Annotated in this window: 27 protein-coding genes; 15 read left to right on the forward strand and 12 right to left on the reverse strand. The window is 68.3% G+C overall.

What is annotated here, in order from left to right:
- Positions 1-15: 15 nt before the first annotated feature.
- Positions 16-1035, reverse strand: coding sequence for a nucleotidyltransferase family protein (locus tag V3328_RS09370; RefSeq protein ID WP_340329377.1), 1020 nt, complete (start codon positions 1033-1035; stop codon positions 16-18).
- Between the two features lie 291 nt (positions 1036-1326).
- Between V3328_RS09370 and V3328_RS09375 the strand changes: the two genes are divergently transcribed.
- The 5 genes from V3328_RS09375 to V3328_RS09395 are packed head-to-tail and all read left to right on the forward strand — an operon-like array spanning position 1327 to position 4914.
- The gene (locus tag V3328_RS09375) at positions 1327-2391 is read left to right on the forward strand and encodes a zinc-binding metallopeptidase family protein (RefSeq protein WP_340329507.1); all 1065 of its coding nucleotides are present in this window, start codon (positions 1327-1329) and stop codon (positions 2389-2391) included.
- A 60-nt stretch (positions 2392-2451) separates the two neighbouring features.
- The gene (locus V3328_RS09380) at positions 2452-2694 is read left to right on the forward strand and encodes a CopG family ribbon-helix-helix protein (protein WP_340329378.1); all 243 of its coding nucleotides are present in this window, start codon (positions 2452-2454) and stop codon (positions 2692-2694) included.
- 3 nt (positions 2695-2697) lie between these two features.
- Positions 2698-2982 (forward strand): type II toxin-antitoxin system RelE/ParE family toxin, encoded by a 285-nt coding sequence (locus tag V3328_RS09385; protein WP_340329379.1) that lies wholly within the window; start codon positions 2698-2700, stop codon positions 2980-2982.
- A 31-nt stretch (positions 2983-3013) separates the two neighbouring features.
- Positions 3014-4426, forward strand: coding sequence for an FAD-binding oxidoreductase (locus V3328_RS09390; RefSeq protein ID WP_340329380.1), 1413 nt, complete (start codon positions 3014-3016; stop codon positions 4424-4426).
- A 50-nt stretch (positions 4427-4476) separates the two neighbouring features.
- Positions 4477-4914, forward strand: a complete 438-nt coding sequence (locus tag V3328_RS09395; RefSeq protein WP_340329381.1) for a GNAT family acetyltransferase — start codon at positions 4477-4479, stop codon at positions 4912-4914.
- Positions 4915-5441: 527 nt separating this feature from the next.
- On the opposite strand, the gene V3328_RS09400 is transcribed toward V3328_RS09395, so the two are convergent.
- Positions 5442-6194 (reverse strand): SOS response-associated peptidase, encoded by a 753-nt coding sequence (locus V3328_RS09400; protein WP_340329382.1) that lies wholly within the window; start codon positions 6192-6194, stop codon positions 5442-5444.
- A 99-nt stretch (positions 6195-6293) separates the two neighbouring features.
- Between V3328_RS09400 and V3328_RS09405 the strand changes: the two genes are divergently transcribed.
- Both V3328_RS09405 and V3328_RS09410 read left to right on the forward strand, forming a co-directional pair.
- Positions 6294-6764, forward strand: coding sequence for an NUDIX hydrolase (locus V3328_RS09405; RefSeq protein WP_340329383.1), 471 nt, complete (start codon positions 6294-6296; stop codon positions 6762-6764).
- 31 nt (positions 6765-6795) lie between these two features.
- Positions 6796-7209, forward strand: a complete 414-nt coding sequence (locus tag V3328_RS09410) for a TIGR02301 family protein (RefSeq protein ID WP_340329384.1) — start codon at positions 6796-6798, stop codon at positions 7207-7209.
- Between the two features lie 13 nt (positions 7210-7222).
- Here V3328_RS09410 and V3328_RS09415 read toward each other — a convergent pair whose 3' ends face one another.
- The 3 genes from V3328_RS09415 to ygfZ all read right to left on the reverse strand — a co-directional run bounded on the left by V3328_RS09415 (position 7223) and on the right by ygfZ (position 9336).
- Positions 7223-7747: a tyrosine phosphatase family protein gene (locus V3328_RS09415; protein ID WP_340329385.1), complete on the reverse strand. Its 525-nt coding sequence runs from the start codon at positions 7745-7747 to the stop codon at positions 7223-7225.
- A gap of 90 nt (positions 7748-7837) precedes the next feature.
- Positions 7838-8407 carry an HD domain-containing protein gene (locus tag V3328_RS09420; RefSeq protein WP_340329508.1) on the reverse strand — a complete coding sequence of 190 codons (570 nt, stop codon included), beginning with the start codon at positions 8405-8407 and terminating at the stop codon, positions 7838-7840.
- A gap of 32 nt (positions 8408-8439) precedes the next feature.
- Positions 8440-9336 (reverse strand): CAF17-like 4Fe-4S cluster assembly/insertion protein YgfZ, encoded by an 897-nt coding sequence (gene ygfZ, locus V3328_RS09425; protein WP_340329386.1) that lies wholly within the window; start codon positions 9334-9336, stop codon positions 8440-8442.
- A gap of 137 nt (positions 9337-9473) precedes the next feature.
- Here ygfZ and V3328_RS09430 point away from each other — a divergent pair, with 137 nt between their 5' ends.
- Positions 9474-10808, forward strand: a complete 1335-nt coding sequence (locus tag V3328_RS09430) for a dihydroorotase (RefSeq protein WP_340329387.1) — start codon at positions 9474-9476, stop codon at positions 10806-10808.
- A 4-nt stretch (positions 10809-10812) separates the two neighbouring features.
- Positions 10813-11319, forward strand: coding sequence for a GNAT family N-acetyltransferase (locus tag V3328_RS09435; RefSeq protein ID WP_340329388.1), 507 nt, complete (start codon positions 10813-10815; stop codon positions 11317-11319).
- Here V3328_RS09435 and V3328_RS09440 read toward each other — a convergent pair.
- On the reverse strand, positions 11298-12002 hold the full coding sequence (locus V3328_RS09440; protein WP_340329389.1) for a hypothetical protein: 705 nt from the start codon (positions 12000-12002) through the stop codon (positions 11298-11300). The two genes, V3328_RS09435 and V3328_RS09440, sit on opposite strands and share 22 nt — an antisense overlap.
- Before the next feature lie 127 nt (positions 12003-12129).
- On the opposite strand from V3328_RS09440, the gene V3328_RS09445 reads away from it, so the two are divergent.
- A complete protein-coding gene (locus V3328_RS09445; RefSeq protein WP_340329390.1) occupies positions 12130-12786 on the forward strand; it encodes a LysE family translocator in 657 nt (218 codons plus the stop codon).
- Between the two features lie 91 nt (positions 12787-12877).
- Here V3328_RS09445 and V3328_RS09450 read toward each other — a convergent pair whose 3' ends face one another.
- Positions 12878-13417, reverse strand: coding sequence for a MarR family winged helix-turn-helix transcriptional regulator (locus V3328_RS09450; protein ID WP_340329391.1), 540 nt, complete (start codon positions 13415-13417; stop codon positions 12878-12880).
- Positions 13418-13478: 61 nt separating this feature from the next.
- Between V3328_RS09450 and V3328_RS09455 the strand changes: the two genes are divergently transcribed.
- Together V3328_RS09455 and V3328_RS09460 are read left to right on the forward strand one after the other, a co-directional pair.
- Positions 13479-13979, forward strand: coding sequence for a PaaI family thioesterase (locus tag V3328_RS09455; RefSeq protein WP_340329392.1), 501 nt, complete (start codon positions 13479-13481; stop codon positions 13977-13979).
- A 1-nt stretch (position 13980) separates the two neighbouring features.
- A complete protein-coding gene (locus V3328_RS09460) occupies positions 13981-14721 on the forward strand; it encodes an NIPSNAP family protein (RefSeq protein WP_340329393.1) in 741 nt (246 codons plus the stop codon).
- Positions 14722-14748: 27 nt separating this feature from the next.
- Here the strand turns inward: V3328_RS09460 and acuI are convergent, their stop codons facing one another.
- The 4 genes from acuI to V3328_RS09480 form a co-directional block, all read right to left on the reverse strand.
- A complete protein-coding gene (gene acuI, locus V3328_RS09465; protein ID WP_340329394.1) occupies positions 14749-15744 on the reverse strand; it encodes an acrylyl-CoA reductase (NADPH) in 996 nt (331 codons plus the stop codon).
- A gap of 151 nt (positions 15745-15895) precedes the next feature.
- Positions 15896-16222: a helix-turn-helix domain-containing transcriptional regulator gene (locus tag V3328_RS09470; protein ID WP_340329395.1), complete on the reverse strand. Its 327-nt coding sequence runs from the start codon at positions 16220-16222 to the stop codon at positions 15896-15898.
- A complete protein-coding gene (locus tag V3328_RS09475) occupies positions 16223-16546 on the reverse strand; it encodes a type II toxin-antitoxin system RelE/ParE family toxin (protein ID WP_340329396.1) in 324 nt (107 codons plus the stop codon). It abuts the gene before it with no gap.
- 64 nt (positions 16547-16610) lie between these two features.
- Positions 16611-17843, reverse strand: a complete 1233-nt coding sequence (locus V3328_RS09480; protein ID WP_340329397.1) for an MFS transporter — start codon at positions 17841-17843, stop codon at positions 16611-16613.
- A 225-nt stretch (positions 17844-18068) separates the two neighbouring features.
- Here V3328_RS09480 and V3328_RS09485 point away from each other — a divergent pair, with 225 nt between their 5' ends.
- The 3 genes from V3328_RS09485 to V3328_RS09495 all read left to right on the forward strand — a co-directional run bounded on the left by V3328_RS09485 (position 18069) and on the right by V3328_RS09495 (position 20956).
- On the forward strand, positions 18069-18848 hold the full coding sequence (locus V3328_RS09485) for a 2-keto-4-pentenoate hydratase (RefSeq protein ID WP_340329398.1): 780 nt from the start codon (positions 18069-18071) through the stop codon (positions 18846-18848).
- Positions 18849-19087: 239 nt separating this feature from the next.
- A complete protein-coding gene (locus V3328_RS09490) occupies positions 19088-20323 on the forward strand; it encodes an FAD-binding protein (protein WP_340329399.1) in 1236 nt (411 codons plus the stop codon).
- Between the two features lie 30 nt (positions 20324-20353).
- A complete protein-coding gene (locus V3328_RS09495) occupies positions 20354-20956 on the forward strand; it encodes a cysteine hydrolase family protein (RefSeq protein ID WP_340329400.1) in 603 nt (200 codons plus the stop codon).
- Between the two features lie 33 nt (positions 20957-20989).
- On the opposite strand, the gene V3328_RS09500 is transcribed toward V3328_RS09495, so the two are convergent.
- Positions 20990-22000, reverse strand: a complete 1011-nt coding sequence (locus V3328_RS09500; protein ID WP_340329401.1) for a cell wall hydrolase — start codon at positions 21998-22000, stop codon at positions 20990-20992.
- Positions 22001-22022: the final 22 nt, after the last annotated feature.

The raw sequence follows: 22022 nt of genomic DNA on the forward strand, positions 1-22022 counted from the left end.
AGCGGAACCGGGCTCTCAAACGAGCGCGGCAAGGCGTTCGGCGGTTTCGGGCAAGCGTTTCAGGCTAGCCGCGATCCGCTCGCGCCAACGGGGTCCGCGAGACAGGGCGTCCTCGTAGGCTTCCGCGAGGTCGTCGGGGCGGTCCTCGGATAGAACCGCGACAAGGAATTCGGCCTGGGCCCGGTCCTTTCGGGCCTTCAGCCGATCGGGTCCGCCGCGGCGCCGATCCGCCACAATCAGTTTGTGGATCGCGAACCGTTCCGGCCGCGGCACCTGGATCAGGACGCCGGAGCGGTAGACAGCCACGGCATGAATGGGTTCCGCGATCAGGAAGTTCAGGTAGTTGAGCGCCTGGGCACTGACGCTTAAGGCCGGGAGCGGCACAACCCTTTCGTCGCCGAAGGCCGGTGTCAGGAACTCGACCATCGTCTCGGAATGGCTCTGCCGCCATTTCCAGACCGGTCGGCCGTGTATCCCGGGAACGGGTTCGAACTTGAGCACTTTGAGTATATCTGCGGGGGTCTCTTCGACCTTGTCGTCCAGCACGACCGAGAGCCGGTGGAAACTGGCGACATCGATGTCGCCCGTCTGGGCCAGCGCCTCGTGATCCATGCGCACGCCGAGTTCGCCTTGGTAGAGGCCGTAGGCAGATGTCCCGACCAGGGTTCCACCGAGCCGGAAAACGCCTGCCCTGGAAAAGGCCAGAAGAATCGAGCCGGTCTGGCGATCGGTTGTAACGAAGCCCTCGGCACGAAGTGCTCTTGCAAGCTGCGCCATCCGCTTCCGGCGCGCCTCGGCGGCGGCCTTCAGCTCTTCGGCGCGCCGCAGGCGCGAGCGCAGCTCCGGCCTGTCTTCGCCCAGATACCGGCTCATCATTTCGGTTCCGATCCGGAACCGCTCGTACAGATAGGTGCGCCCGTTGCGGTGCCGCTCCTCGATGGTGCCGGCGAAGCTCGAGGCCAATTCGTCGAGATGAAGCCGCAACAGGTCCTGGTAGGCCACAACTGCCGAACGACTGTGAGCAACGATTTCCACGAGCGTCCCCGGATTTGTGCATCAAATTATTTCTTGCTGCACACAAACCGAGATTGTGCCGCAGATACCTGTGTGCATCAAATATATTTTTCGATGCACACGGCATCTTTTACGGAAGTCGTGCGGTTTCCCCAGGAGAAAGGACACCATTCAAACGCGCGGCCGGCACGTGCGCAGACGGCCGGCGGCAGAACCGAACCGCTTTCGCCACTAACCGGGTCGCCGCTGCGGATCGAATCCGGACGATCCGCGTTGTTGCAGCGTTCCACAACCCTACATCCTCCGGTCACCATGAAGCTCTTCCAGTGCCAGAACTGCGGCCAGCCGGTCTATTTCGAGAATGTCGCCTGCGAACGCTGCGGGGCGAGGCTCGGCTTCCGGACGGAGGACATGCAGATGTATGCCCTGGTCCAGGACGCCGGGTCGCACTGGCGGCCCGCAGCCGGTCCGTCGGAAGCGTTGCGGTTCTGCGCCAATGCCGGCCACGGCGCCTGCAACTGGCTGGTGCCGGCGGGATCGGCGTCCGATTTCTGCATCGCCTGCGCCCCGAACCGGACGATCCCCGACCTGTCGGACGAGTTGAACCTCCAGCACTGGCGGAAACTGGAGGCGAGCAAGCGCCACCTGTTCTATTCGCTCCTGCGGCTCGGCCTGCCGCTGAACGACGAGGCGGCAGCACCGGGCACCGAGCTCGCCTTCGAACTGATCGGCGACACCGACCCGGACACGCCGGTGCTGACCGGCCACGCCGACGGGCTGATCACCATCAACCTCGCGGAAGCCGACGATGCCGAGCGCGAAGCGCGGCGCACCGCGATGGGCGAACCGTACCGCACGCTGCTCGGCCATTTCCGCCACGAGATCGGGCACTATTACTGGGATCGCCTGGTGCGCGACGGCGGCCGGCTGGAGTCGTGCCGCGCGATGTTCGGCGACGAACGCCGGGACTACCAGCAGGCGCTTGCCGACAACTACGAAAAGGGACCGCCGGACGACTGGCGCGAGCGGTTCGTGTCCTCCTACGCGAGCGCGCATCCCTGGGAGGACTTCGCCGAGACCTGGGCGCACTACCTTCACATCATCGACACGCTGGAAACCGCCGAAGCGTTCGGACTGCGGACGCGGCCGAACATTCCCAACGGCGAGACGCTCGGCCACACGGTCACCTTCGATCCCTACGACGACGTCCCGTTCGACAAGATCATCACGGCGTGGCTGCCCCTGACCGTCGCCGTCAACAGCCTCAATCGCAGCATGGGCCAGCCGGACCTCTATCCGTTCGTGCTGCCGCCGCCGACGATCGGGAAGCTCGAATACATCCACCGGCTGGTGCACGGGGCGACGCCGGCAGATTGATTTCTGTCACCGGATCGCATACGATGTAATACGTTGTCATACACTATTGGAGTACGCGCAATGTCGAAGGACGCCGTGACGTTCCGGATGACCCCGGAGAAGCGCGGCCGGCTCGATGACGTGGCGACGGCGCTGGGGCAGGATCGCAGCCAGGCGATCGACCAGGCGATCGATGCCTATCTGGATTTTCACGAATGGCAGATTCGCAAGATCAGGGAGGGGCTGGCGGACGCTGACGCCGGGCGTTTCCTGTCCGACGGCGAAATGGATCGGATCTGGCAACGATTCGACCATTCGGAATAGACAGTGCGCGTCCGCTGGACACCGACCGCCGCACGTCATGTCGTCAGCATTGGCGACTTTATCGCATCCGACAGTCCCCGGGCGGCGCACGCCGTGCTGTCGGCCATACGCAATGGTGCCGAGCGCCTCTCCTCCTATCCGACGATCGGCCGCAGGGGCCGGATTGCCGATACCCGCGAACTGGTGATTGCCTCGACACCCTATATTGTCGTTTATCGCCTTGGCGCGAATACTATCGACATCCTCGCGATCATCCACGCCTCGCGGGACTGGCCAAAGTCTTTCTGAACCCCTCGTTCTGCCCCGAGACCGGAGCGTCATGCCTGCCCTTGCCGCCGACCTCCTCAAACGTTTCGCCGCAATCGTCGGCGATGCCCATGCGATCACCGAACCGGCCGATCTCGAGCCGTTCCTCATCGAGCATCGCGACCTCTATCGCGGCAGCACGCCGCTGGTGCTGCGGCCGGGCTCGGTCGCCGAGGTGGCGCAGATCATGGCGCTCGCCAGCGAGACCGGCACGCCGATCGTGCCGCAGGGCGGCAACACCGGGCTGGTCGGCGGCCAGATCCCCCACAACGGCGAAGTCGTGCTGTCGCTGTCGCGGCTGAACAGGATCCGCTCCGTCGACCCCGGCAACGACACGATGACGGTCGATTCCGGCGTGGTGCTGGAACAGATCCAGAAGGCCGCCGACGAGGCCGACCGGCTGTTCCCGCTCAGCCTCGGGGCGGAGGGCTCCTGCCAGATCGGCGGCAACATCTCGACCAATGCCGGCGGCACCGCCGTGCTCGCCTACGGCAATACCCGCGACCTGGTCCTCGGGCTCGAGGTCGTGCTGGCCGACGGCCGGATCTGGAACGGGCTGAGGTCGCTGCGCAAGGACAATACGGGCTACCACCTGAAGGACCTGTTCATCGGGGCCGAGGGCACGCTCGGGATCGTCACCGGCGCCGTGCTGAAGATGTTCCCGAAGCCGCGCGAGGTGGCCACCGCGTTCGTCGCCGTCGACGATCCGGCAGCGGCCCTGAAACTGTTCACGGTCGCCCGCGGCAAGGCCGGCGCGCAGCTCACCGGCTGCGAGATCCTGCCGCGCATCGGCATCGAGATGGTGCTGAAGCACGCGGCGGGAACCCGGGACCCGCTGGCGGAGGCGCATCCCTGGTACGTGCTCGTCGAGCTGTCCTCGCCGCTCGAGGGCGCCGACGTCGACGGGCTCATGCAGGCGATCCTCGAGCAGGCCTTCGAGACCGGCACCGTGCGCGACGCGGCGATCGCCGGATCGATCGCCCAGGCGCGCGACTTCTGGCAGATCCGGCTGATGATGTCGGAGGTGCAGCGCAGCGAGGGCGGGTCGATCAAGAGCGACATCTCGGTGCCGGTCGGCAAGGTCGCCGAGATGCTGGAGCGCGGCATCGGGATCGTCGAAAAGATGATCCCGGGCGTGCGGCCGGTGCCGTTCGGCCATCTCGGCGACGGCAACATCCACTTCAACTTCAGCCAGCCCGTCGGGTCCGACCGGGCCGCCTTCATGGCACACTGGGACGAGGTGACGCGGGTCCTCGACGACCTGGTGATGGAGCTCGGCGGGTCGATCTCGGCGGAACACGGCATCGGCTTCATGAAGCGCGACCTGATGGAGTTGATCAAGCAGCCGGTCGAGCTAGACATGATGCGGGCAATAAAGCAGGCCTTCGATCCGAAGGGCATTCTCAACCCCGGCAAGGTCGTGTAGACACCCCGGCTTCGCGCCTGAAGGCGTCGGTCGCAAACCCGGACCTTGCCATGCCCGCTCTCGACATCGCCGAAATCGCTGACGCCGACGTCGAGGCCGTCGCGGCGCTGTGGGCACGCTGCGGACTGACGCGGCCGTGGAACGATCCGGCCGCCGACATCGCCTTCGCGCGCTCCGTTCCCGGCGCCGCCGTGCTGGTCGGCCGGGCCGGCGGCGAAATCGTCGCCAGCGCCATGGTCGGCCACGACGGCCACCGCGGCACCGTCTACTACGTTTCGGTCGATCCGGACCGCCAGGGCGAGGGCCACGGCCGCGGGATCATGGCGGCGGCCGAGGACTGGCTGAGGCGCCAGGGTGTCTGGAAGCTCAACCTGATGGTCCGCGCCGACAACACCCGGGTCGTCGCGTTCTACAACGCGCTCGGCTACGACACCGAGGAGCGGATCAACATGTCGAAGTGGCTCGACCCCTCGAAGCGGCCGGGGTGAAGCGTCAGAACGAATGATCGGCTCATCGAGAGCCGATCATGCGCACCCCCTCCCCGACCCTCCCCCATCAAGGGGGAGGGGGTCAGGCAGCTGAGCTGGTCCTGTTTCGACTGCCGACGGCGAGAATGGCACGCCGCGGCGTGGTGCCCGGATTGCCATTGTTCGGCACTCGGTATGAGCCGGGGCGGCGCGGCGCCGGTTATTGACGCCGCTTCGCGGCGACCCCCTCCCCGACCCTCCCCCACAAGGGGGGAGGGAGGCGCACGCTGCGCCGCCGTCCACAAACCTCAGTCGGCATCTGCAGAATCGTTTTGCGCTCGAAGTGAGCCGCAACCGAGCCGAATGGCTCCCTCCCCCTTGATGGGGGAAGGTCGGGGTGGGGTGCGCGGCGGGCGGGCTCAAGGCCCGCGCTTCGCGAGCGGACCTACAGCAGGCTCGTCTGGCCGCCGTCGCCGCCCTTCGCCTTCTGCGGTTGAGGCTTGCGCTCCTCGGCGGGCGGGCTCGAGGCCCGCGCGTCGCGAGCGAACCTACAGCAGGCTCATCTGGCCGCCGTCGCCGCCCTTCGCCTTCTTTGGCTGAGGCTTGCGCTCCTCGGCGGGCGGGGTCGTCGGCTCGGCGAGCGGCGCCTGGATGTCGGCATCGTCGTTGGCGACGGAGTTGACGCGGGTCGAGATCGGGAATGCCTCGAAATAGTCTTCCGGCGCCGCACGCAGCAGATCCGCGACATCGTCGGCGGGGCGGTCCGTGGCGTCGAGCCAGCGGTCGAAGTCGTCCGGCATGACGATGACCGGCATGCGGTCGTGCAGCGGCCTGAGATGGTCGTTGGCCGCCGTCGTCATGATCGTCGCGGTGTCGATCTCGCTGCCGTCGGCCCCCATCCAGCTCTCCCACAGGCCGGCGAAGGCGAACGGGGCGCCACCGGGACGGCGGATCAGATGCGGCACCTTGCGGCCGTTGTGGGTCTTCTGCCACTCGTAGAAGCCGTCGGCGGGGATCAGGCAGCGGCGGCGGCGCATGGCGGCGCGAAAGGCCGGCTTGGCGGCGGCGCCTTCGGAGCGGGCGTTGATCAGGGTCGGGAAATCCTTCGGGTCCTTGACCCAGGAGGGCAGCAGCCCCCAGCGCATCAGCGTGAAGGACCGCGCGCCAGACGAGAGCCGGACCACGGCGATCGGCTGGGTCGGCGCGATGTTGTAGCGCGGCGGGAAATTGGGCAGTTCCAGGAATCCCATGAACTCGCGCACCGCCTGCGGCGGCAGGGTCAGGGCGTAGCGGCCGCACATGGTCGTCTCCGTCGATTGCTCCGGTCTTGCATATGGGGCGGCCGGGGGCAATGTCCGCCCCGTGGCGCGAGGCCGACGCCGCCGTGCTAGGGTGCGGCGATGACCGACGCAGACCTCCCCGATCCCCGCGCCTATCCCGCCAATCCGCTGCTCGGCGTCTCCGCCGCCGTGTTCCGGGACGGCCGAGTCCTGGTGGCGAAGCGCGCCCGGCCGCCGCTCGACGGCCTCTGGAGTCTGCCCGGCGGGCTGGTCGAGATCGGCGAGACCCTGGGCGAGGCGGCGGCCCGGGAGGTCTTCGAGGAGACGGGGGTCAAGGCGGAAATCGTCATGCCCGCCGACATCGTCGAGGTGATCCGGCGCGACGCCAGGGGGGTCGTGGTCCGGCACTTCGTCATCGTCTCGTTCGCCGCGCGCTGGATCGACGGCGAGGCCCGCACCAGCGATGAGGCCGCCGACGTCGCCTGGATGGCGCCGGACGATCTCGGCACGCTGGAGATGACCGAGCGAACGCCGGAGGTCGTCGCCAAGGCGGCGGCACTTGTCGACGCCGAGCCGGCGCGATCTCATTGAGATTGCCCGCCGCCGGGGCTAGATAGTCGTCATGGAGACACGTTCCCTGCCCGAGAGACTGCGCAGCGTCGCCGCGATCGTCATCATCGCGCTTGTGCCCGTGCTCGCTCCCGCGGCCGCCGGGGCGCAGGCGCTGCCGACCGCGCCTCCCTATGAAAAGGAAATCCAGCGGCTTGCCGAGATCCTCGGCGCGGTCCACTACCTGCGCGGCCTGTGCGGGGCCGACGAGGGCCAGACCTGGCGGTCGATGATGCAGCAGCTCATCGATGCGGAGAACCCCTCCCCCGACCGCCGCGCCAAGCTGGTCGACAGCTTCAACCGCGGATATCGCGGCTTCGAGCAGACCTATCGCGCCTGCACCGATACGGCGGCTTGGGTGATCGACAGCTACATGAGCGAGGGCGCCGACATCGCCCAGCGCATCGCCTCGCGCTACGGCCAGTAGCGCCGGCGCGGCCCTACCTCTCGCGCGGCCCGATCTGCAGGGCGAAGGGCACGCCCTCGTAGGCGAAGCTGCCGCGCCCGATCCCGGCGATCGCCCGGCGCATGCGGCCCTGCCGGCCAAGCACGTCGTCGGCGATATGGACGAGCCGCGAGTTCGGCGTCGCCGTCGGCGAGGACGCGCGGATCTGCAGGGCAAGTTCCTCCTCGTCGATCCTCGGGTTCAGGGCGCAGGCGGCAATGTAGGCCGCCGCCGTCGACCGGCTGATGCCGGCGAAGCAGTGCACCACCATCGGCTGGGCGCGGTCCCAGTCCTCGACGAAGGCCAGGTAGTCGGCGACGTGATCGTGCGAGGGCAGCACCATGCCCTCGGTCACGGCGGTGATGTCGTGCATCGCCAGGAACAGGTGGCGGTCGGGAAGGATCGCGGCCGGCCGGGGGACCTCGGTGCCTTCGGTGATCAGGGTGACGAGATGGCTCGCGCCGGTCTGGTCGACGACCTCGGCGATCCGGGCCAGTGAACAGACATGGATTGCAGGCATCGTTCCGCTTTGCGCCTCATTTTAGGATAGTCGGCTTGCCTCTTATATGGGCGGATTCCCGTTCGGCTTCCACCTCGGAATCGGAACCGCCTAGTCGCTGAGGTCCGCGAACCGGGCGAGGAAGCGCCTTTCGGCGCGGGCGACCGGCTGCGCCTCGAGCGTGAACAGGCTGTCGAGCGCGGCGCCGCCGATCTTGCCGGGCCGGTCGAAGTACCGGGCCGCCTCGTCATGGGAGAAGCCGGCCAGTTGTGTCGCCTCCAGGAACGCCGCGGCGATATCGGCCCTCTTGATCGCCTTCGCCACCGTCGCCGGCAGCCGCGCGGGCAGCCCGAAGCGCAGGTGCACGGCTTCGAGGATGCGTATCTCGACGCCCTTGTAGCCGTCGCCGAGCACCGCCTTGAACGGGCTGATGATGTCGCCGATGACGTATTCCGGCGCATCGTGCAGCAGGGCGGCAAGCCGCCAGCGCCGCTCCAGGTCGGGATACATACGGCCGACGAGGTCCTCCACCAGCAGGCTGTGCTCGGCGACCGAGAAGGCGTGGCGGCCGCCGGTCTGTCCGTTCCAGCGGGCGACGCGCGCCAGTCCCAGCGCGATGTCGGAAATCTCGATGTCGAGCGGCGAGGGATCGAGCAGGTCGAGCCGGCGTCCCGACAGCATCCGCTGCCAGGCGCGCGGCGATGCGGCGGCGCTCACGTCCCGGTCGCCGTGGTGCCGGCTGCAGCGGCATCGGGCCAGTCGAACCGGGCCCAGTCCGGCCGGAGCGGGTGCAGGACCGCATCCCCGGCGGCGATCGGCTGGCCCGCGGCCATCGCATCGCCGATCCTGTCGAGCCGCAGCAGCGCGAGGCCGCGCCGGCCGGCCGACGAGCCCATCGTGCCGACGGCCTTTCCGCCAGCCTCCACCGCCGTGCCGGGCTCCGGTGCGGCGCCGTCCACCTCGACGGGAACGAACCGGCTGCGCGCCGTGCCGCGATGCTGCATGCGGGAGACCACTTCCTGGCCGATGAAGCAGCCCTTGTGGAAATCGACCCCGCCAAGCTGGTCGAGATCGGCCTCGTGCGGAAAGACTTCGCCCGATCCGTAGTCCTGCCCCAGTTCGGCGACGCCGAGTGCGATCCGATGGGCATGGTAATCGGGCTCGGCGACGATGTCGCAGCCCTCCAGCGCCGATTCGGTCGCGTCCTTCGCAATAATCGCCCGCCAGCCCAGACCGGCGAGGCGCGGGTCGGCGAAGGCGCCGGACACCGACGGCTGCTGCCCCTCGCCCCAGATCGCGACCACGGCAAGACCGTCGGCGACGGCGATGTCGACCCTGGCGCGCAGCCGGTAGAACATCAGCCGCCGGGCGAGATCCTGAGCCAGTTCCGCCGGCGTCTCCAGCAGGAATCCGTCGGGATCCTCGGCGTAGAGAATGAATTCGTGCAGGATCTTGCCCTGCGGCGTCAGCAGCGCGGCGTTGCGGGCCTCACCCGGCCGCAGCTTGTCGATGTCCGATGTCACGAGGCCCTGCAGGAAGTCGCGGGCCTGGTCGCCCGACACGGCGACGACTGCCCGAGACCCGAGAATTGCCGCCTGTTTGCCCGTCATGCATTCGTCCTTTCGGCGTTGTGCCTTCCGCTTCGCGGAAACGTCGACATTTCCCGGTTTTGGTCTGGCCGAACCGGAAAAACTTGCTATGCCCTATATAGGGGAAGCGGCAGGCAATCGGGACCGGCTGAGGAAAGATGAGCGATATCTACGATGTCATCCTTCAGGGCGGATCCGTCGTCAATCACGACGGCGTCAGCGAGCGGGATATCGGCATACGCGACGGGCGGATCGCGGCGCTCGGCGACCTCGGCCAGGCCGATGCCGGGGAGCGGATCGACTGTCGCGGCCTCACCGTCCTGCCCGGAGTGATCGACACCCAGGTGCATTTCCGCGAGCCCGGCGCCGAACACAAGGAAGACCTGGAGACCGGTTCGCTTGCCGCGATCATGGGCGGCGTCACGGCGGTCTTCGAAATGCCCAACACCTCTCCGCAGACGGTGAACCGGGAGGCGCTCGAGGACAAGCTCGCCCGCGCCAGAGGCCGCATGCATTGCGACCACGCATTCTACATCGGCGGCACGCACGAGAACATCGGCGACCTGGCCGAACTCGAGCAGCTTCCCGGATGCGCGGGCGTCAAGGTCTTCGTCGGCTCCTCGACCGGGTCGCTGCTCGTCGAGGACGACGGGAACATCGCCGCGATCCTGCGCAACATCCGTCGCCGCGCCGCCTTCCATGCCGAGGACGAGCCGCGGCTGCGCGAGCGGGCCGGACTGAGGGAGAGCGGCCGGCCGCAGTCGCATCCGGTCTGGCGCGACGAAACCGCCGCGCTGCTCGCCACCCAGCGGCTGATCCGCCTCGCCACGGCGGCCGGCAAGCGCATCCATATCCTGCATGTGTCGACGGCAGAGGAAATGGCGCTGCTGGCGCAGCACAAGGACGTGGCAAGCGTCGAGGTGACGCCGCATCACCTGACCCTCACGGCGGACGGCTACGACCGGCTCGGCACCAGGATCCAGATGAATCCGCCGGTCCGCGATGCCCGCCACCGCAAGGGGCTGTGGGCGGGCGTCGACAACGGGGTCGCGGATATTCTCGGTTCGGACCACGCCCCGCACACGCTCGAGGAGAAGGCGAAGGCCTACCCCGACTCGCCCTCGGGCATGACCGGCGTGCAGACGCTGGTGCCGATCATGCTCGACCACGTCAATGCCGGGCGGATGTCTATAGAGCGCTTCGTCGACATGACCAGCCACGGCCCGGCCCGGCTGTTCCAGATCGCCAACAAGGGCCGGATCGCGGCAGGCTACGACGCAGATTTCACCATCGTCGACATGCGCCGGAGCGAGACGATCAGCGACGGCTGGATCGCCTCGCGGGCCGGATGGACGCCCTATGACGGCATCACCGTGTGCGGCTGGCCGGTCGGAACGATCGTGCGCGGACGCCAGGTCATGTGGGACGGAGAGCTGGTGTCGCCGGGGACCGGCGAACCGGTGCGCTTCCTCGAAACGCTGCAGCCCGGCTGACCAAGTGACGCTTGTGATCCGCCCCGCCGCCGCCGAAGACGCGGACGCTCTCATCGGGCAGATCGACGCGCTCAATGCCCATGTCGGGGCAGCATCTGGCCGGATCACGCCGGACATCCTCGCACGCGACGCCTTCGGTCGGACGCGGCACCTGGAATTCATCGTCGCGGAACGGGACGGCACGATCGCCGGCTACGCCGCCTGGTGCGATGCCTACGAGACTGAGCACGCCCGGCCGGGCGTCTACATGATCGACCTCTATGTCGATCCGGCCCATCGCCGCAACGGCATCGCCCGCCGGCTGGTCGCCGCCGTCAGCGCGGCCGCGCGCGCCAGGGGGTGCGGGTTCGTCTGGTGGACGGCGGAGCCGGGCAACGCGGAGGCCGCGGCCTTCTACGGGCGGCTCGGCAGCCAGTCCGCGCCGATGATCGCCCATGCCCTCTATGGCGAGGCGTTCGAGACGCTGGCGGACGAGGGGCAGGACTCGGTTCAGTCGCCGGCCACGAAGTAGTGCCAGGTGCCGTCCGGACCGATGCCGAGCCGGAAGAAGTTGTAGGCGCCGAACTCCTCCATCAGCTGGCGGTCCATCGGCGTGATCAGCTTGTACAGCTCGACTTCCTGCTCGGGCGTCAGGGAATCGAGCGGCAGGGCGTAGAAGTACGGCCAGACGTAGAGTTCGCGGGGCGTGCCGGGTTCGAGATGAACGAAACCGGCCTCCAGGATCTCGATCATGATCGCCATGATCTCGCGTCCCTCGGGATCGCCGCCGGCCTCCCGCCAGAACGAGATCGGGTCGGTCTCGCCGCCGAACGAGACCAGCGGCGGCAGTTCGTTGACCTCCACCACCGGCCGCAGGTTCTCCAGGTCGCCGGTCTTCGCCGCCGCGATCATCTGCTCGCGCATTCGCCGGACCGGCGCAGGCAGCAGCGAGGTGTCGTACAGGACGTCCGGCAGGTCGGCGGTCTCGGGCCCCGCCTCGACCGCCGCCGGGTCCCCGGCCGGCACCGCATCCTCGCCCGCATCCGGGGCCTCGACCGCATCCGGGGCCTCGACCGCATCCGGGGCCGTCTCGCCCTCCGGTGCGGGCGGCACCTGGATGGTCTCGGTCCTGACCTTGTTCTGCGCAGCCGCCGGCGGCAACCAGAGTGGAACGCACAGCAGGGCCAGCGCGACGGTGATGCGGGAGACGGACATGGCACAATGATCGCGCGAAGCGGGCGCGGGTCAAGTCACAACACGGCGCCGGTTGTGAGTTCGTCCCGCAGGCCATAAGAATCGCAATCGGCGGAACGATCGGGGCTTTCCGCGGTTCTGGGGGAATATGACCAACCTTCTCGTCATTCCTGTCGGAATTCTCATTGGTATCGTGGTCTCGGCGCCGGTCGGGCCCGTCAACATCATCTGCATCGGACGGGCCTTGCGCCTGGGTTTCGTTCCCGCCGTCCTCGCCGGAGTGGGAGCCGCGGTCGGCGACGGCGTGCTGGCGCTGATCGCAGCCTTCGGCATCAACGCTGTGGCCGAGGCGGTGTCCGACCATAGCCGCCTCATCCAGCTCGTCGGCGGGCTTATCCTGATCGGCTTCGGCATCCGGGTGACGATGTCGACGCCGCAGAGTTCGGCGCGGGCTGACGCCCACATCAGCGACTCGGCGATCAGGATCATTCCCGCGACGTTCCTGATAACGATCACCAACCCCGGCGCGCTGCTGGGCTTCCTGGCGATCTTCGGCGGAATCGTCGGAGAGGAACTGCTTCCGGAAGGCGACTACGCGGCCGCCGTCCTGATGGTGCTCGCCGTGAGCGGCGGCGCGCTGTTGTGGTGGGCGGGCATATCGGCGTTCGTCGCAAGGATCCGCCACCTGATCTCGGATGCCACCCTGCGCCGCATCAACATCGTCTCCGGCGTGCTGCTGGCGGGACTGGGAATTCTGCTGATCGTTCGGGCGACCCTGCACCACCTCGGGGTGAGCATTCTCTGATCGGAGATGCCGGGGGACGCGGACGGGCGCCCGCAATCGCCCGCGGCGGACGGGTCCGCAGCGCCAGAGCGCTGGAGTTCCAAAGTCCTTGCTATCCCTGCCCCGCCGGGGCATCGGCAGCCGCCCTGAACTCCTCCGGGTCCGCCGCCGCCGAGACCTTGCGCAGCAGCTGATGCAGAGTGGCGATCTCGCCGCCCATCGCCCGCTCCACCCGCTTCTGCGCGGCGCGCCAGTACGGCACCGCGGCCGCGACCGTCTCCTGGCCCCTGTCGGTCAGGGCGACGAGCTTGGTGCGCCGGTCGGAGCCGGCGACGATCTCCACGTCGCCGCCGTCAATCAGCCGCTTCAGGGTGCGCGTCAGCGTCGAGGCATCCATCCCCATCGCGTCGGCGAGCCCGGACATCGGCCGCGGGCCGCCGGTCGCGATCATCGCCAGGATGGAGAACTGGGTGACGGTCAGGCCGGCCGGCGCCAGCGCCGTGTCGTACAGCGCCGTCACCCGCCGGGCGGCCTTGCGCAGCCGGTAGCCGGTGCAGCTCAGGTCGGCGAGCGCGGCAACCCGGCCGTCGCCGCGTCTGGCGCCCTCCGGAATTTCCGCGTCACGTTTGTCGGGGTCGTGCTTGTCCGTCATATTTTTATTGTATATGCATCTAACATATCTGTCCACATGACACGCCGAAGGAGTGCGAACGATGTCGGAAGCCTACAGCCGGTTCGCCACGGTCACCGGGTTCGACACGCTGCCGCTGGCCAGGATCAGGGACATGGACGGCCTGTCCGTCCTGCAGGCGATGATCGCCGGCGACCTGCCGGCGCCGCCGATCGCCCGCACCCTCGGGTTCATCCTGGACGAGGTCGGCGAGGGCCGGGCGGTGTTCAAGGGCATGCCCGCGGCCGACTATCTCAATCCGCTCGGTACGATCCACGGCGGCTGGGCCGGCACGCTGCTCGATTCGGCGCTGGGCTGCGCCGTCCATTCGTCGATCAGGGCGGGCGAGGCCTACACGACCGTCGAGTACAAGGTGAACCTCGTGCGGCCGATCATGCCCGACACCGGCGAGGTCACCTGCGAGGGCGTGCTGATCCACCGCGGCAGCCGCATCGCGACGTCGGAGGCGACGCTGAAAACCGCCGACGGCAAGCTGCTCGCCCACGGATCGGAGACCTGCATCATCTTTCCGATGAAGGCCTGACATGGCCGTTGCCGACCCCTCCGGCTGCGCCGTCGTCGAACTGCGGCAGTACACGCTGCATCCCGGCCAGCGCGACGTCCTGATCGACTTGTTCGACCGCGAGTTCGTGGAAAGCCAGGATGCCGTCGGCATGACGGTGATGGGCCAGTTCCGCGATCTCGAACGCGACGACCGCTTCGTCTGGCTGCGCGGCTTTCCGGGGATGGAGCAGCGCGCGTCCTCGCTGGCCGCGTTCTACGGAGGCCCGGTGTGGGCGGCCCACAGGGACGACGCCAACGCGACGATGATCGATTTCGACGACGTGCTGCTGCTGAGGCCGGCGCGCTCCGGAGCGGGACTGGCGATCGATATTGGAGACCGGCCAGGCCGCGCGGCCGGGACGCCCGCCGCCGCGGTCTTCGCCGTCGACATCCATCCGATCGCCAGGGACGCGGCCGAGGCCCGCGTCTCGGTGTTCTTCGAGAAGGCGGTGCCGATCCTAGAGGCGACGGGCGCTGAGCCGGCCGGGGTCTATGTCAGCGAGCCGGGCCCGAACACCTTCCCGGCCCTTCCGGTGCGCGAGACCGATACCGTGCTGGTGTGGGTCGCACGGTTCGCCGATCAGGCCGCCTTCGACGACCATGCCGCCCGGCTGTCCGCGCATCCGGGCTGGGCCGCCGTCGCCGCAGACCTGGGCGAGGGCGGACGCGGCGAGCCCCTGCGCCTGATACTCTCGCCGACGGCGCGATCGGCGATGCGATAGCGCCGCAGGCGCCGGCGGAGGGGGGCGCTACGCGGCGATGTCCACCACCACGCGGCCGCGTACCTTGCCGGCGAGGATATCGGCCGCCGCCTGCTCGACTCCGTCGAGGCCGATCGTCGTGGTCATCGCGGCGAGCTTGTCGTGGTCGAGGTCGCGGACGAGCCTGGAATAGGCCTCGATGCGGCGCGACTTCGGCGCCATCACCGAATCGACGCCGATCAGGCTGACGCCGCGCAGGATGAAGGGCGCCACCGTGGTGGGCAGGTCCATGCCGCCGGCAAGCCCGCAGGCGGCGACCGAGCCGCCGTACTTCGTCATCGACAGCACGTTGGCGAGCGTCGTCGAGCCGACCGCGTCGACGCCTCCGGCGAAGCGCTCCTTGTTCAGCGCGCGCGGCTGGCCGGATAGTTCGTCGCGGCCGATGATCTCGGCAGCGCCGAGGCCCTTCAGGTAGTCCGCCTCGCCGGCCCGCCCGGTCGAGGCGACGACCTCGTAGCCGAGCTTGGACAGGATCGATACCGCCACCGAGCCGACGCCGCCGGCGGCGCCGGTGACCACCACCGGCCCCTTGTCCGGCGTGACCTCCTGCCGCTCCAGCGCCAGCACGCAGAGCATCGCGGTGTAGCCCGCCGTGCCGATCGCCATCGCCTGCGCACCCGACAGGCCGTCGGGCAGGTGGATCAGCCAGTCGCCCTTCACCCGGGCCTTGCCGGCAAAGCCGCCGTAGTGCGTCTCGCCGACGCCCCAGCCGTTGAGCACGACCTTGTCGCCGGGCTTGAACTCGTCGTTGTCGGAGGCATCGACGGTGCCGGCAAAATCGATGCCGGGGACCATCGGCCAGCGGCGCACCACCGGCGCCTTGCCGGTGACGGCGAGGCCGTCCTTGTAGTTGACCGTCGAGTGCTCGACGGAGACGACGACATCGCCCTCCATCAGATCGTCGAGGCCGAGGTCGGTCTTCTCGACCTTCTGCCCCTTCTCGCCTTCCCTGGAGACGAGGATTGCCGGAAACCGGTCTGACATGATGCGATGACTCCCTACCCGCGTGTCGCCGGGTTAGTAGCGCGGGGGCACGGGGAGGAGCAAGGGGCGACGCGATATAGGAGGCTTGCAGAAGCGAAGAGATTCCGTTGCCGGCGAGCCGTGGCGCCTATATCGCAACCACTCGGCAAACTCAGGCATCGACCCGGTCCGGACGGACGGCGAGACGGACACCGGTCATGGCCTGCAACCGGCTAATGACAGAGAAAACGTTGTCGGCGCGCGGGTTGCCGCGCGGCCCGAACATCCGCATCAGACTCTTCGATGGTGTCCCCACCTCTTCGGCCAGATCCTCGAAGCCGACGGTTGCATTGATGTAGTCCCGCAAGACGGCTTTGCCCGTCGCAACGTCGCCGGCCAGGAGCAGTTCCACGGCCTCGGTAAGCAATGCCGAGCGGAACGCCGCATCGCTTCCGGCTCGCGCCTTGACGGTCTCCTTGAACTCCCGAGTGAGTGGCATCTAGATTTCCTTCTTGCGTTGTCTGCAGTCGCGCCAGCGCTCCCGCGCCCGGACAATATCCGCCTGCTGGCGTCTTTTCGTGCCGCCTGCAAGCAGTATGACGAGCTCCGCGCCGTCTCGTCCGAAATACACCCGGTAGCCCGGCCCGTAGTCGAGCCGGCATTCGAGAACGCCTCCGCCGACGCTCTTGGCGCCAGACAGATTTCCTTGTCCCATACGGGCCAGCGTGACGGCTATCCTCGCGGCGGCGCGGGCATTCAAAGTGCCGAACCACCTCGCGAACGGGCTCCGGCCATGGGGATCGAGATATTCAACAACCCTCATTGCTCATATGGTACCATATCAGTTACCATATGAGCAATTACCACCATTCGGGTGCGAAGCGCTACTACCCCGCCGGCTGCAACCGCGCCACCGGCGCCTCGCGGATCGGGTAGTGGATGATCGCCGCGAACAGGCCGGCCACGACCGCTAGCCACCAGAACATGTCGTAGGAGCCGTAGATCTCGTAGAACACACCGCCCAGATAGACGCCGGCGAACGAGCCAACCTGATGGCTCAGGAAGACGATGCCGAACAGGGTGCCCATGTATTTCGGGCCGAACATCACCGCGACGAGGCCGGAGGTCGGGGGCACCGTGGACAGCCACAGGATGCCGATGACCGCCGAGAAGACCATGACGCTCGCCGGCGTGATCGGGATCAGCACGAACGCGGCGATCGCGACGGCGCGCAGCAGGTAGATCCACACCAGGATCGAGCGCTTGTTGATGCGGCCGCCGAGCACGCCGGCGGAATAGGCGCCGATGACGTTGAACAGGCCGATCATCGCCAACGACCACGCCCCGTACTGGGGCGGCATGCCGACGTCGTTGAGATAAGCCGGCATGTGCACGGTGATGAAGGCGACCTGGAAGCCGCAGACGAAGAAACCGATGGTCAGCAGGACGTAGCTGCGGTGCGAAAAGGCTTCCGAGAGCGCCTGACCGAAGCTTTGCTGCGAGACCGCCGCCTTGTGGCCGCCCGCCGGCGCCTTCAGGCCGATCGCCAGGAACGGGATCGCCAGCATGATGATCGCCATGTAGTAGAAGGCGTTCTGCCAGCCGTAGTTCGAGATGAACGCCTGGCCGAGCGGCGCGAAGACGAACTGGCCGAGCGAGCCGGCGGCCATGCCGATGCCGAATCCCCAGGAGCGCCTCTCCTCCGGCAGCAGCTTGCCGAAGGCCGAGATGACGATGGCGAACGCGGATCCGGAAATGCCGAGGCCGATGAGTATGCCGGCGGTCAGGGTGAGCATCAGCGGCGTATCGGCCGTGGCGGTCAGGGCCAGGCCGGCCGCATAGATCAGCGCGCCGGCGATGATGACGCGCGCCTCGCCCCAGCGGTCGGCAATGGCGCCGAACAGCGGCTGCCCGAAGCCCCAGACGAGGTTCTGGATGGCGATCGCCAGCGCGAACACCTCGCGTCCCCAGCCGCGCTGGTCCGACAGCGGCGCCAGGAACAGCCCCATCGCCGAGCGCGGTCCGAAGGCCAGCATCGAAATGAGGCCGCCGCAGATGACGATGAGCGCGATGCCGCCCCAGCCGCGCTGGAGGCCGGAGGAACTGGTAGATGTAGCCATTCTGTGCACCCTCTCCCGGGCTCCGCCGTCCGGGCAACCGGCCGGCCCGGACGGCCGATTCTGCGGCCAGACAGGCCTGCGGTCGGCCGCGACCGGATCGACGCGAAAACTGTTTCGCCACAATAGTCGTCTTCCAATGGCCGACATAATCGATTTTCATCATGGCAGCCATTAGCAAATCAGATACTTCTTTGTATCTGCAAGTTCAGGCGGGAGGGAAGACCAATGACGGGAAATTCGGCCGCCGAGATCGGCGCGGCAGTGGCGTCCGCGCGCAGGCGCGGCACCATGATGGCAGCCCCGGCCGGGTGGCCGCCGGCCGGCTCCGGCGCCGCCGAGGAAATCCAGGCAGCGGCGGCGGCCGCGATGGGCGAGCCGGTCGCCGGCTGGAAGATCGGCGCGACCAGCCGCGAGGCGCAGGCGATCATGGGATGCGACGGTCCCTTCTTCGGGCCGCTGTTCGCACCCCGTGTCCATGAGGGCGGCAGCTCCCTGCCCTTCGTCGAGGGAACGCTGGGCGTCGAATGCGAGTATGCCTTCCGGATCTCAACCGACCAGCCCGCCGTCAAGTCGGACTACGACGACCAGTCCGTGGCCGACCTGGTCGGCGCCTGCCACCCGGCGCTGGAGATCGTCGGCCGGCGTGTCCGCGGCGACGGGTTTCCGTCGGTGAACGAGGCGATCGCCGATTTCGCTCTCAACGTCGCTTTCGTCCATGGTCCGAGGATCGACGGCTGGCGGGATGCGGACCTCGCCGGGACACCGGTGCGCGGCTTCGTCGGCGAGGAGGAAACCAATGCAGGCCACGGCAGCAACGTGCTCGGCCACCCGCTCAAGGCGCTCGCCTGGCTCGCCAACGCGCTGGCGGTGCGCGGTACCGGCCTGAAGGCCGGCGACTGGGTGTCGACGGGCACCTGCCTCGGCGTTGTCCCCGCAGCCGCCGGGAGCACGGTATCCGGAGACTACGGCAGGATGGGCCGGGTCGCGGTGCGTTTCGACGGCTAGTCCGGACACGCGTCAGCGTCTCGATACCTTCGGATCGACATGCAGAGACGGTGCAGGCGCCGGCATCGCCTCGCCTCTTGTCCACACGTGATCCACCGGCGCCGATCGAAAACCCTCGACAGCCCGGGATCCCTTGGCGAAAGAATGAGGCTGGAACGCCAGCGGCTGGTGTAACGGCGCGCCGGCGCTCCAGACGACCGCATCACCATGCGGCGCCGGATTCCAGGCGGGGAATTGCCATGCACCGGGCTGCACAGGATCTGTCGGTTTCGGACGACATCGTCATTGTCGGCGGCGGGCCGGCCGGCCTGTTCTGCGCGCTGAAGATGGCGCCGCGGCCCGTCACGCTGGTGACACCGCATCCGGTCGAGGGCAAGGCGGGAACGGCTGCCGCCCCTCTCCGGCCGCTGGAGGGCCTGTTCTCCGGGAAGTCGTCGCCCGAAACCCTTGCCGCCGAAACCATCGAGGCGGGCGCCGGCCTCGCCGATGCGCATGTCGTCGCGCTGATGGCGCGCGAGGCGCCGGACCGGATCAGCGACCTTGCCGCCCATGGCGTGGAAGAGGGCATGACCGGGGCCGAGATCACGGCGGCGCTGCATGCCGCCGTCGCGGCCACCCCCTCCGTGCGGGTGATCGAAGGTTACGCGCTGGAGAGCCTGACCAGGGACGGCAGCCGGATCGGCGGCCTGATCGCGATTGCCGACGATCCGGCTGCCGGTGCCTCGGAGATCCGGCTCGGCGCCCGGGCCGTGATCCTCGCCTCGGGCGGCATCGCGTCGCTCTATGCGGAAACCACGAATCCCGTCGAGGCGCACGGCCAGGGTCTTGCGGCCGCCGCGCGGGCCGGCGCCCTCGTTGCGGATGCCGAGTTCGTGACGTTCAGCGCCACCGCCGCGCAGTTTCACATCGGCGGCGTCCTCGCGGATGCCAGCGGGCGCACCAGCATCGACGGCCTGTCGGCCTGCGGCGAGGTCGCCGCGACCGGCGTGCATGGCGCCGACTGCCTTGCGGCCAATCCGTTTCTGGAAGCTCTCGTCTTTGCGGCCCGCACCGCCGAGGACGTGCGCCGCATCTACCCGGCGCCGGTCGCCATGCCGCGGGCGGAGACGCTGTCGGATGCCCCGTTTCCCGGACTTTTCCTCGAGGGCCCGGCGATCGCGCGCCTGCGCACCCTGATGAGCGGGAACGTCGGTCCCCGGCGGACGCGCGCCGGCCTTGTCACGGCACTTGCGGAAATAGCCGCGATCGAGCGCGAGGGCGGCGCGTCGCACGGTTTCCGCAACATGATCACGGCGGCACGCCTCATCGCCTACGCGGCGCTGGTGCGCTCGGAGAGCCGCGGCGTCCACCGGCGCGCCGACTTTCCCGAGCGGGATCCGGCGAAAGCCCGCCGCAACGCGTTCACCCTGCATACCGCCGAGGCGGGAATCCGTGAGACGGTCGGACGTGAGCAATCAGCGCACGTTCTGCTATAGGATCCACTACAGACCAACCGGTGTACAACAATGTCCGACCCAAAGACCCTGCTGGCGCTCGCCGGCGCCAACCTCGCGCCGGTGCCGCTGTCGCAGGCGGCACTTCTGATCATCGATGCGCAGAACGAGTATCTCGACGGAACGCTGGCGCTGCCCGGCGTCCAGCCGGCGGTGGCGGAGATCGGCCATCTGCTGGAGCGTGCGCGGGCGGGCGGACGTCCGGTGATCCATTTACGGCACATGGGACAGCCCGGCGGACTGTTCGACGCACAGGCGCGGCCCGGACAGATTGTCGACCCGCTGACGCCGCTGGCGGACGAGCCGGTGGTGGGAAAGTCGCTGCCGAATGCGTTTGCCGGCACCAACCTGAAGAGCCTCGTCGACGAGCTTGGAGTCAAACAGTTGGTCGTGACGGGGTTCATGACGCACATGTGCGTCAGCGCGACAGTGCGTGCGGCGGTCGATCTGGGACTGTTCTCGACGGTGGTTGCCTCGGCCTGCGCGACCCGCGACCTGCCGTCGCCGACAGGCGGGGCTGCGGTACCGGCCCAGTCGCTGCACGAGGCGGCGCTGGCCGCGCTTGCCGACAGGTTCGCGGTGGTCGCCCGGGGCGCCGGCGACGTACCGGACTGAGCAGGACGATGGTCCCGCCCGGAGTGTGCGGCGTCAGCGCTGGCCGGGGCGCAGCTGGTAGAAGATGTGGGTGCCGACCCGTTCGACCTTGTTCAGGTAGCGGCTCCAGCGCGGCTGCACGTAGGTCGCGTGGTAGTGGGTCGCCTCGCCGATGTCTTCCATGAAGTAGTCGCCGTCGAGCGCTTCCTCGGCGATCTTCACAGCGGTCGCCCAGGAGCCCTTGTCGCTGATGCGCTCCGGCCGGCCGTCGCAGGCAAAGGAGAACTGGCAGCGGTTGCGCCAGGTCTGGTTCTGGAAGACGACGCCGCAAACGGTGTCGGGATACCGGTAGTCCAGCACCCGGTTGAGGATGACCTGCGCGACGGCCTTCTGTCCGGAAATGCTCTCTCCGCGCGCCTCGAAATAGATGGCGGTCGCCAGGCAGTGGCGGTCGCGGTCGTAGTCCTGGATCTCGATGCGGCCACGCCAGACGTCCTCGAGCGGCGAGGTCAGCAGCGGCTGGAAGGCGATGACGTGGCTGAGCCCGGCCGTCGGGTCGAGCGAGGCGACCATGATCGGCTTGCCGTTGGTCGGCGGCTCCACCTTGCGGAAGGAATGGATCATCTCCCGGTCCGATTCCTTCGGCGGCTCGATCATCAGACGCGGCTTGCGCACCAGACCGCCCGCGTCGGGATCGATATCGAAGCGCTCCGGCCTGCCGGCCCGGCTCATCAGCAGGTCGCCCTTGCCCTCGCGGACGACTTCGGGAAATGCGGGCGCCTCGCTGTCGGCCTCGAAGGATCCCGTGACGATCGCGTCGGCGTCCTCGTGAGAGGGCGCGATCACCACCGTGTCGCTGGGCATGCCGAGGCTGCCGAGGCTCAGCCCGATCGGCCGGTCGACGATCGGTGCGGCGTTGCCGAGCGGCAGCGCGATCTGCGGGCTGTGCTCGGAGCCGTAGGGGCTCGCAACGAGCGTCGCCTTCCAGCGCGGGACGGAAGCGGTTTCCAGGTCGACCAGGGCACCGGCGTCCTGGTAGGCCGCCTGCACCGTTGAAGCCAGCAATGCCGTTACGGCGAAGATGTAA

The sequence above is a fragment of the Microbaculum marinum genome, assembly GCF_037855135.1.
GTDB lineage: Bacteria > Pseudomonadota > Alphaproteobacteria > Rhizobiales > Tepidamorphaceae > Microbaculum > Microbaculum marinum.

Bases quoted from the DNA above. Each gene is read 5' to 3' on its own strand.
- V3328_RS09395 (WP_340329381.1), top strand. From the start codon at position 4,477: ATGCCCGCTCTCGACATCGCCGAAATCGCTGACGCCGACGTCGAGGCC.
- V3328_RS09485 (WP_340329398.1), top strand. From the start codon at position 18,069: ATGACGGGAAATTCGGCCGCCGAGATCGGCGCGGCAGTGGCGTCCGCG.
- V3328_RS09495 (WP_340329400.1), top strand. From the start codon at position 20,354: ATGTCCGACCCAAAGACCCTGCTGGCGCTCGCCGGCGCCAACCTCGCG.
- V3328_RS09475 (WP_340329396.1), bottom strand. From the start codon at position 16,546: ATGAGGGTTGTTGAATATCTCGATCCCCATGGCCGGAGCCCGTTCGCG.
- V3328_RS09410 (WP_340329384.1), top strand. From the start codon at position 6,796: ATGGAGACACGTTCCCTGCCCGAGAGACTGCGCAGCGTCGCCGCGATC.
- acuI (WP_340329394.1), bottom strand. From the start codon at position 15,744: ATGTCAGACCGGTTTCCGGCAATCCTCGTCTCCAGGGAAGGCGAGAAG.
- V3328_RS09375 (WP_340329507.1), top strand. From the start codon at position 1,327: ATGAAGCTCTTCCAGTGCCAGAACTGCGGCCAGCCGGTCTATTTCGAG.
- V3328_RS09405 (WP_340329383.1), top strand. From the start codon at position 6,294: ATGACCGACGCAGACCTCCCCGATCCCCGCGCCTATCCCGCCAATCCG.
- V3328_RS09455 (WP_340329392.1), top strand. From the start codon at position 13,479: ATGTCGGAAGCCTACAGCCGGTTCGCCACGGTCACCGGGTTCGACACG.
- V3328_RS09450 (WP_340329391.1), bottom strand. From the start codon at position 13,417: ATGACGGACAAGCACGACCCCGACAAACGTGACGCGGAAATTCCGGAG.
- V3328_RS09470 (WP_340329395.1), bottom strand. From the start codon at position 16,222: ATGCCACTCACTCGGGAGTTCAAGGAGACCGTCAAGGCGCGAGCCGGA.
- V3328_RS09390 (WP_340329380.1), top strand. From the start codon at position 3,014: ATGCCTGCCCTTGCCGCCGACCTCCTCAAACGTTTCGCCGCAATCGTC.
- V3328_RS09490 (WP_340329399.1), top strand. From the start codon at position 19,088: ATGCACCGGGCTGCACAGGATCTGTCGGTTTCGGACGACATCGTCATT.
- V3328_RS09415 (WP_340329385.1), bottom strand. From the start codon at position 7,747: ATGCCTGCAATCCATGTCTGTTCACTGGCCCGGATCGCCGAGGTCGTC.
- ygfZ (WP_340329386.1), bottom strand. From the start codon at position 9,336: ATGACGGGCAAACAGGCGGCAATTCTCGGGTCTCGGGCAGTCGTCGCC.
- V3328_RS09480 (WP_340329397.1), bottom strand. From the start codon at position 17,843: ATGGCTACATCTACCAGTTCCTCCGGCCTCCAGCGCGGCTGGGGCGGC.
- V3328_RS09430 (WP_340329387.1), top strand. From the start codon at position 9,474: ATGAGCGATATCTACGATGTCATCCTTCAGGGCGGATCCGTCGTCAAT.
- V3328_RS09440 (WP_340329389.1), bottom strand. From the start codon at position 12,002: ATGTCCGTCTCCCGCATCACCGTCGCGCTGGCCCTGCTGTGCGTTCCA.
- V3328_RS09400 (WP_340329382.1), bottom strand. From the start codon at position 6,194: ATGTGCGGCCGCTACGCCCTGACCCTGCCGCCGCAGGCGGTGCGCGAG.
- V3328_RS09420 (WP_340329508.1), bottom strand. From the start codon at position 8,407: ATGCTGTCGGGACGCCGGCTCGACCTGCTCGATCCCTCGCCGCTCGAC.
- V3328_RS09445 (WP_340329390.1), top strand. From the start codon at position 12,130: ATGACCAACCTTCTCGTCATTCCTGTCGGAATTCTCATTGGTATCGTG.
- V3328_RS09460 (WP_340329393.1), top strand. From the start codon at position 13,981: ATGGCCGTTGCCGACCCCTCCGGCTGCGCCGTCGTCGAACTGCGGCAG.
- V3328_RS09380 (WP_340329378.1), top strand. From the start codon at position 2,452: ATGTCGAAGGACGCCGTGACGTTCCGGATGACCCCGGAGAAGCGCGGC.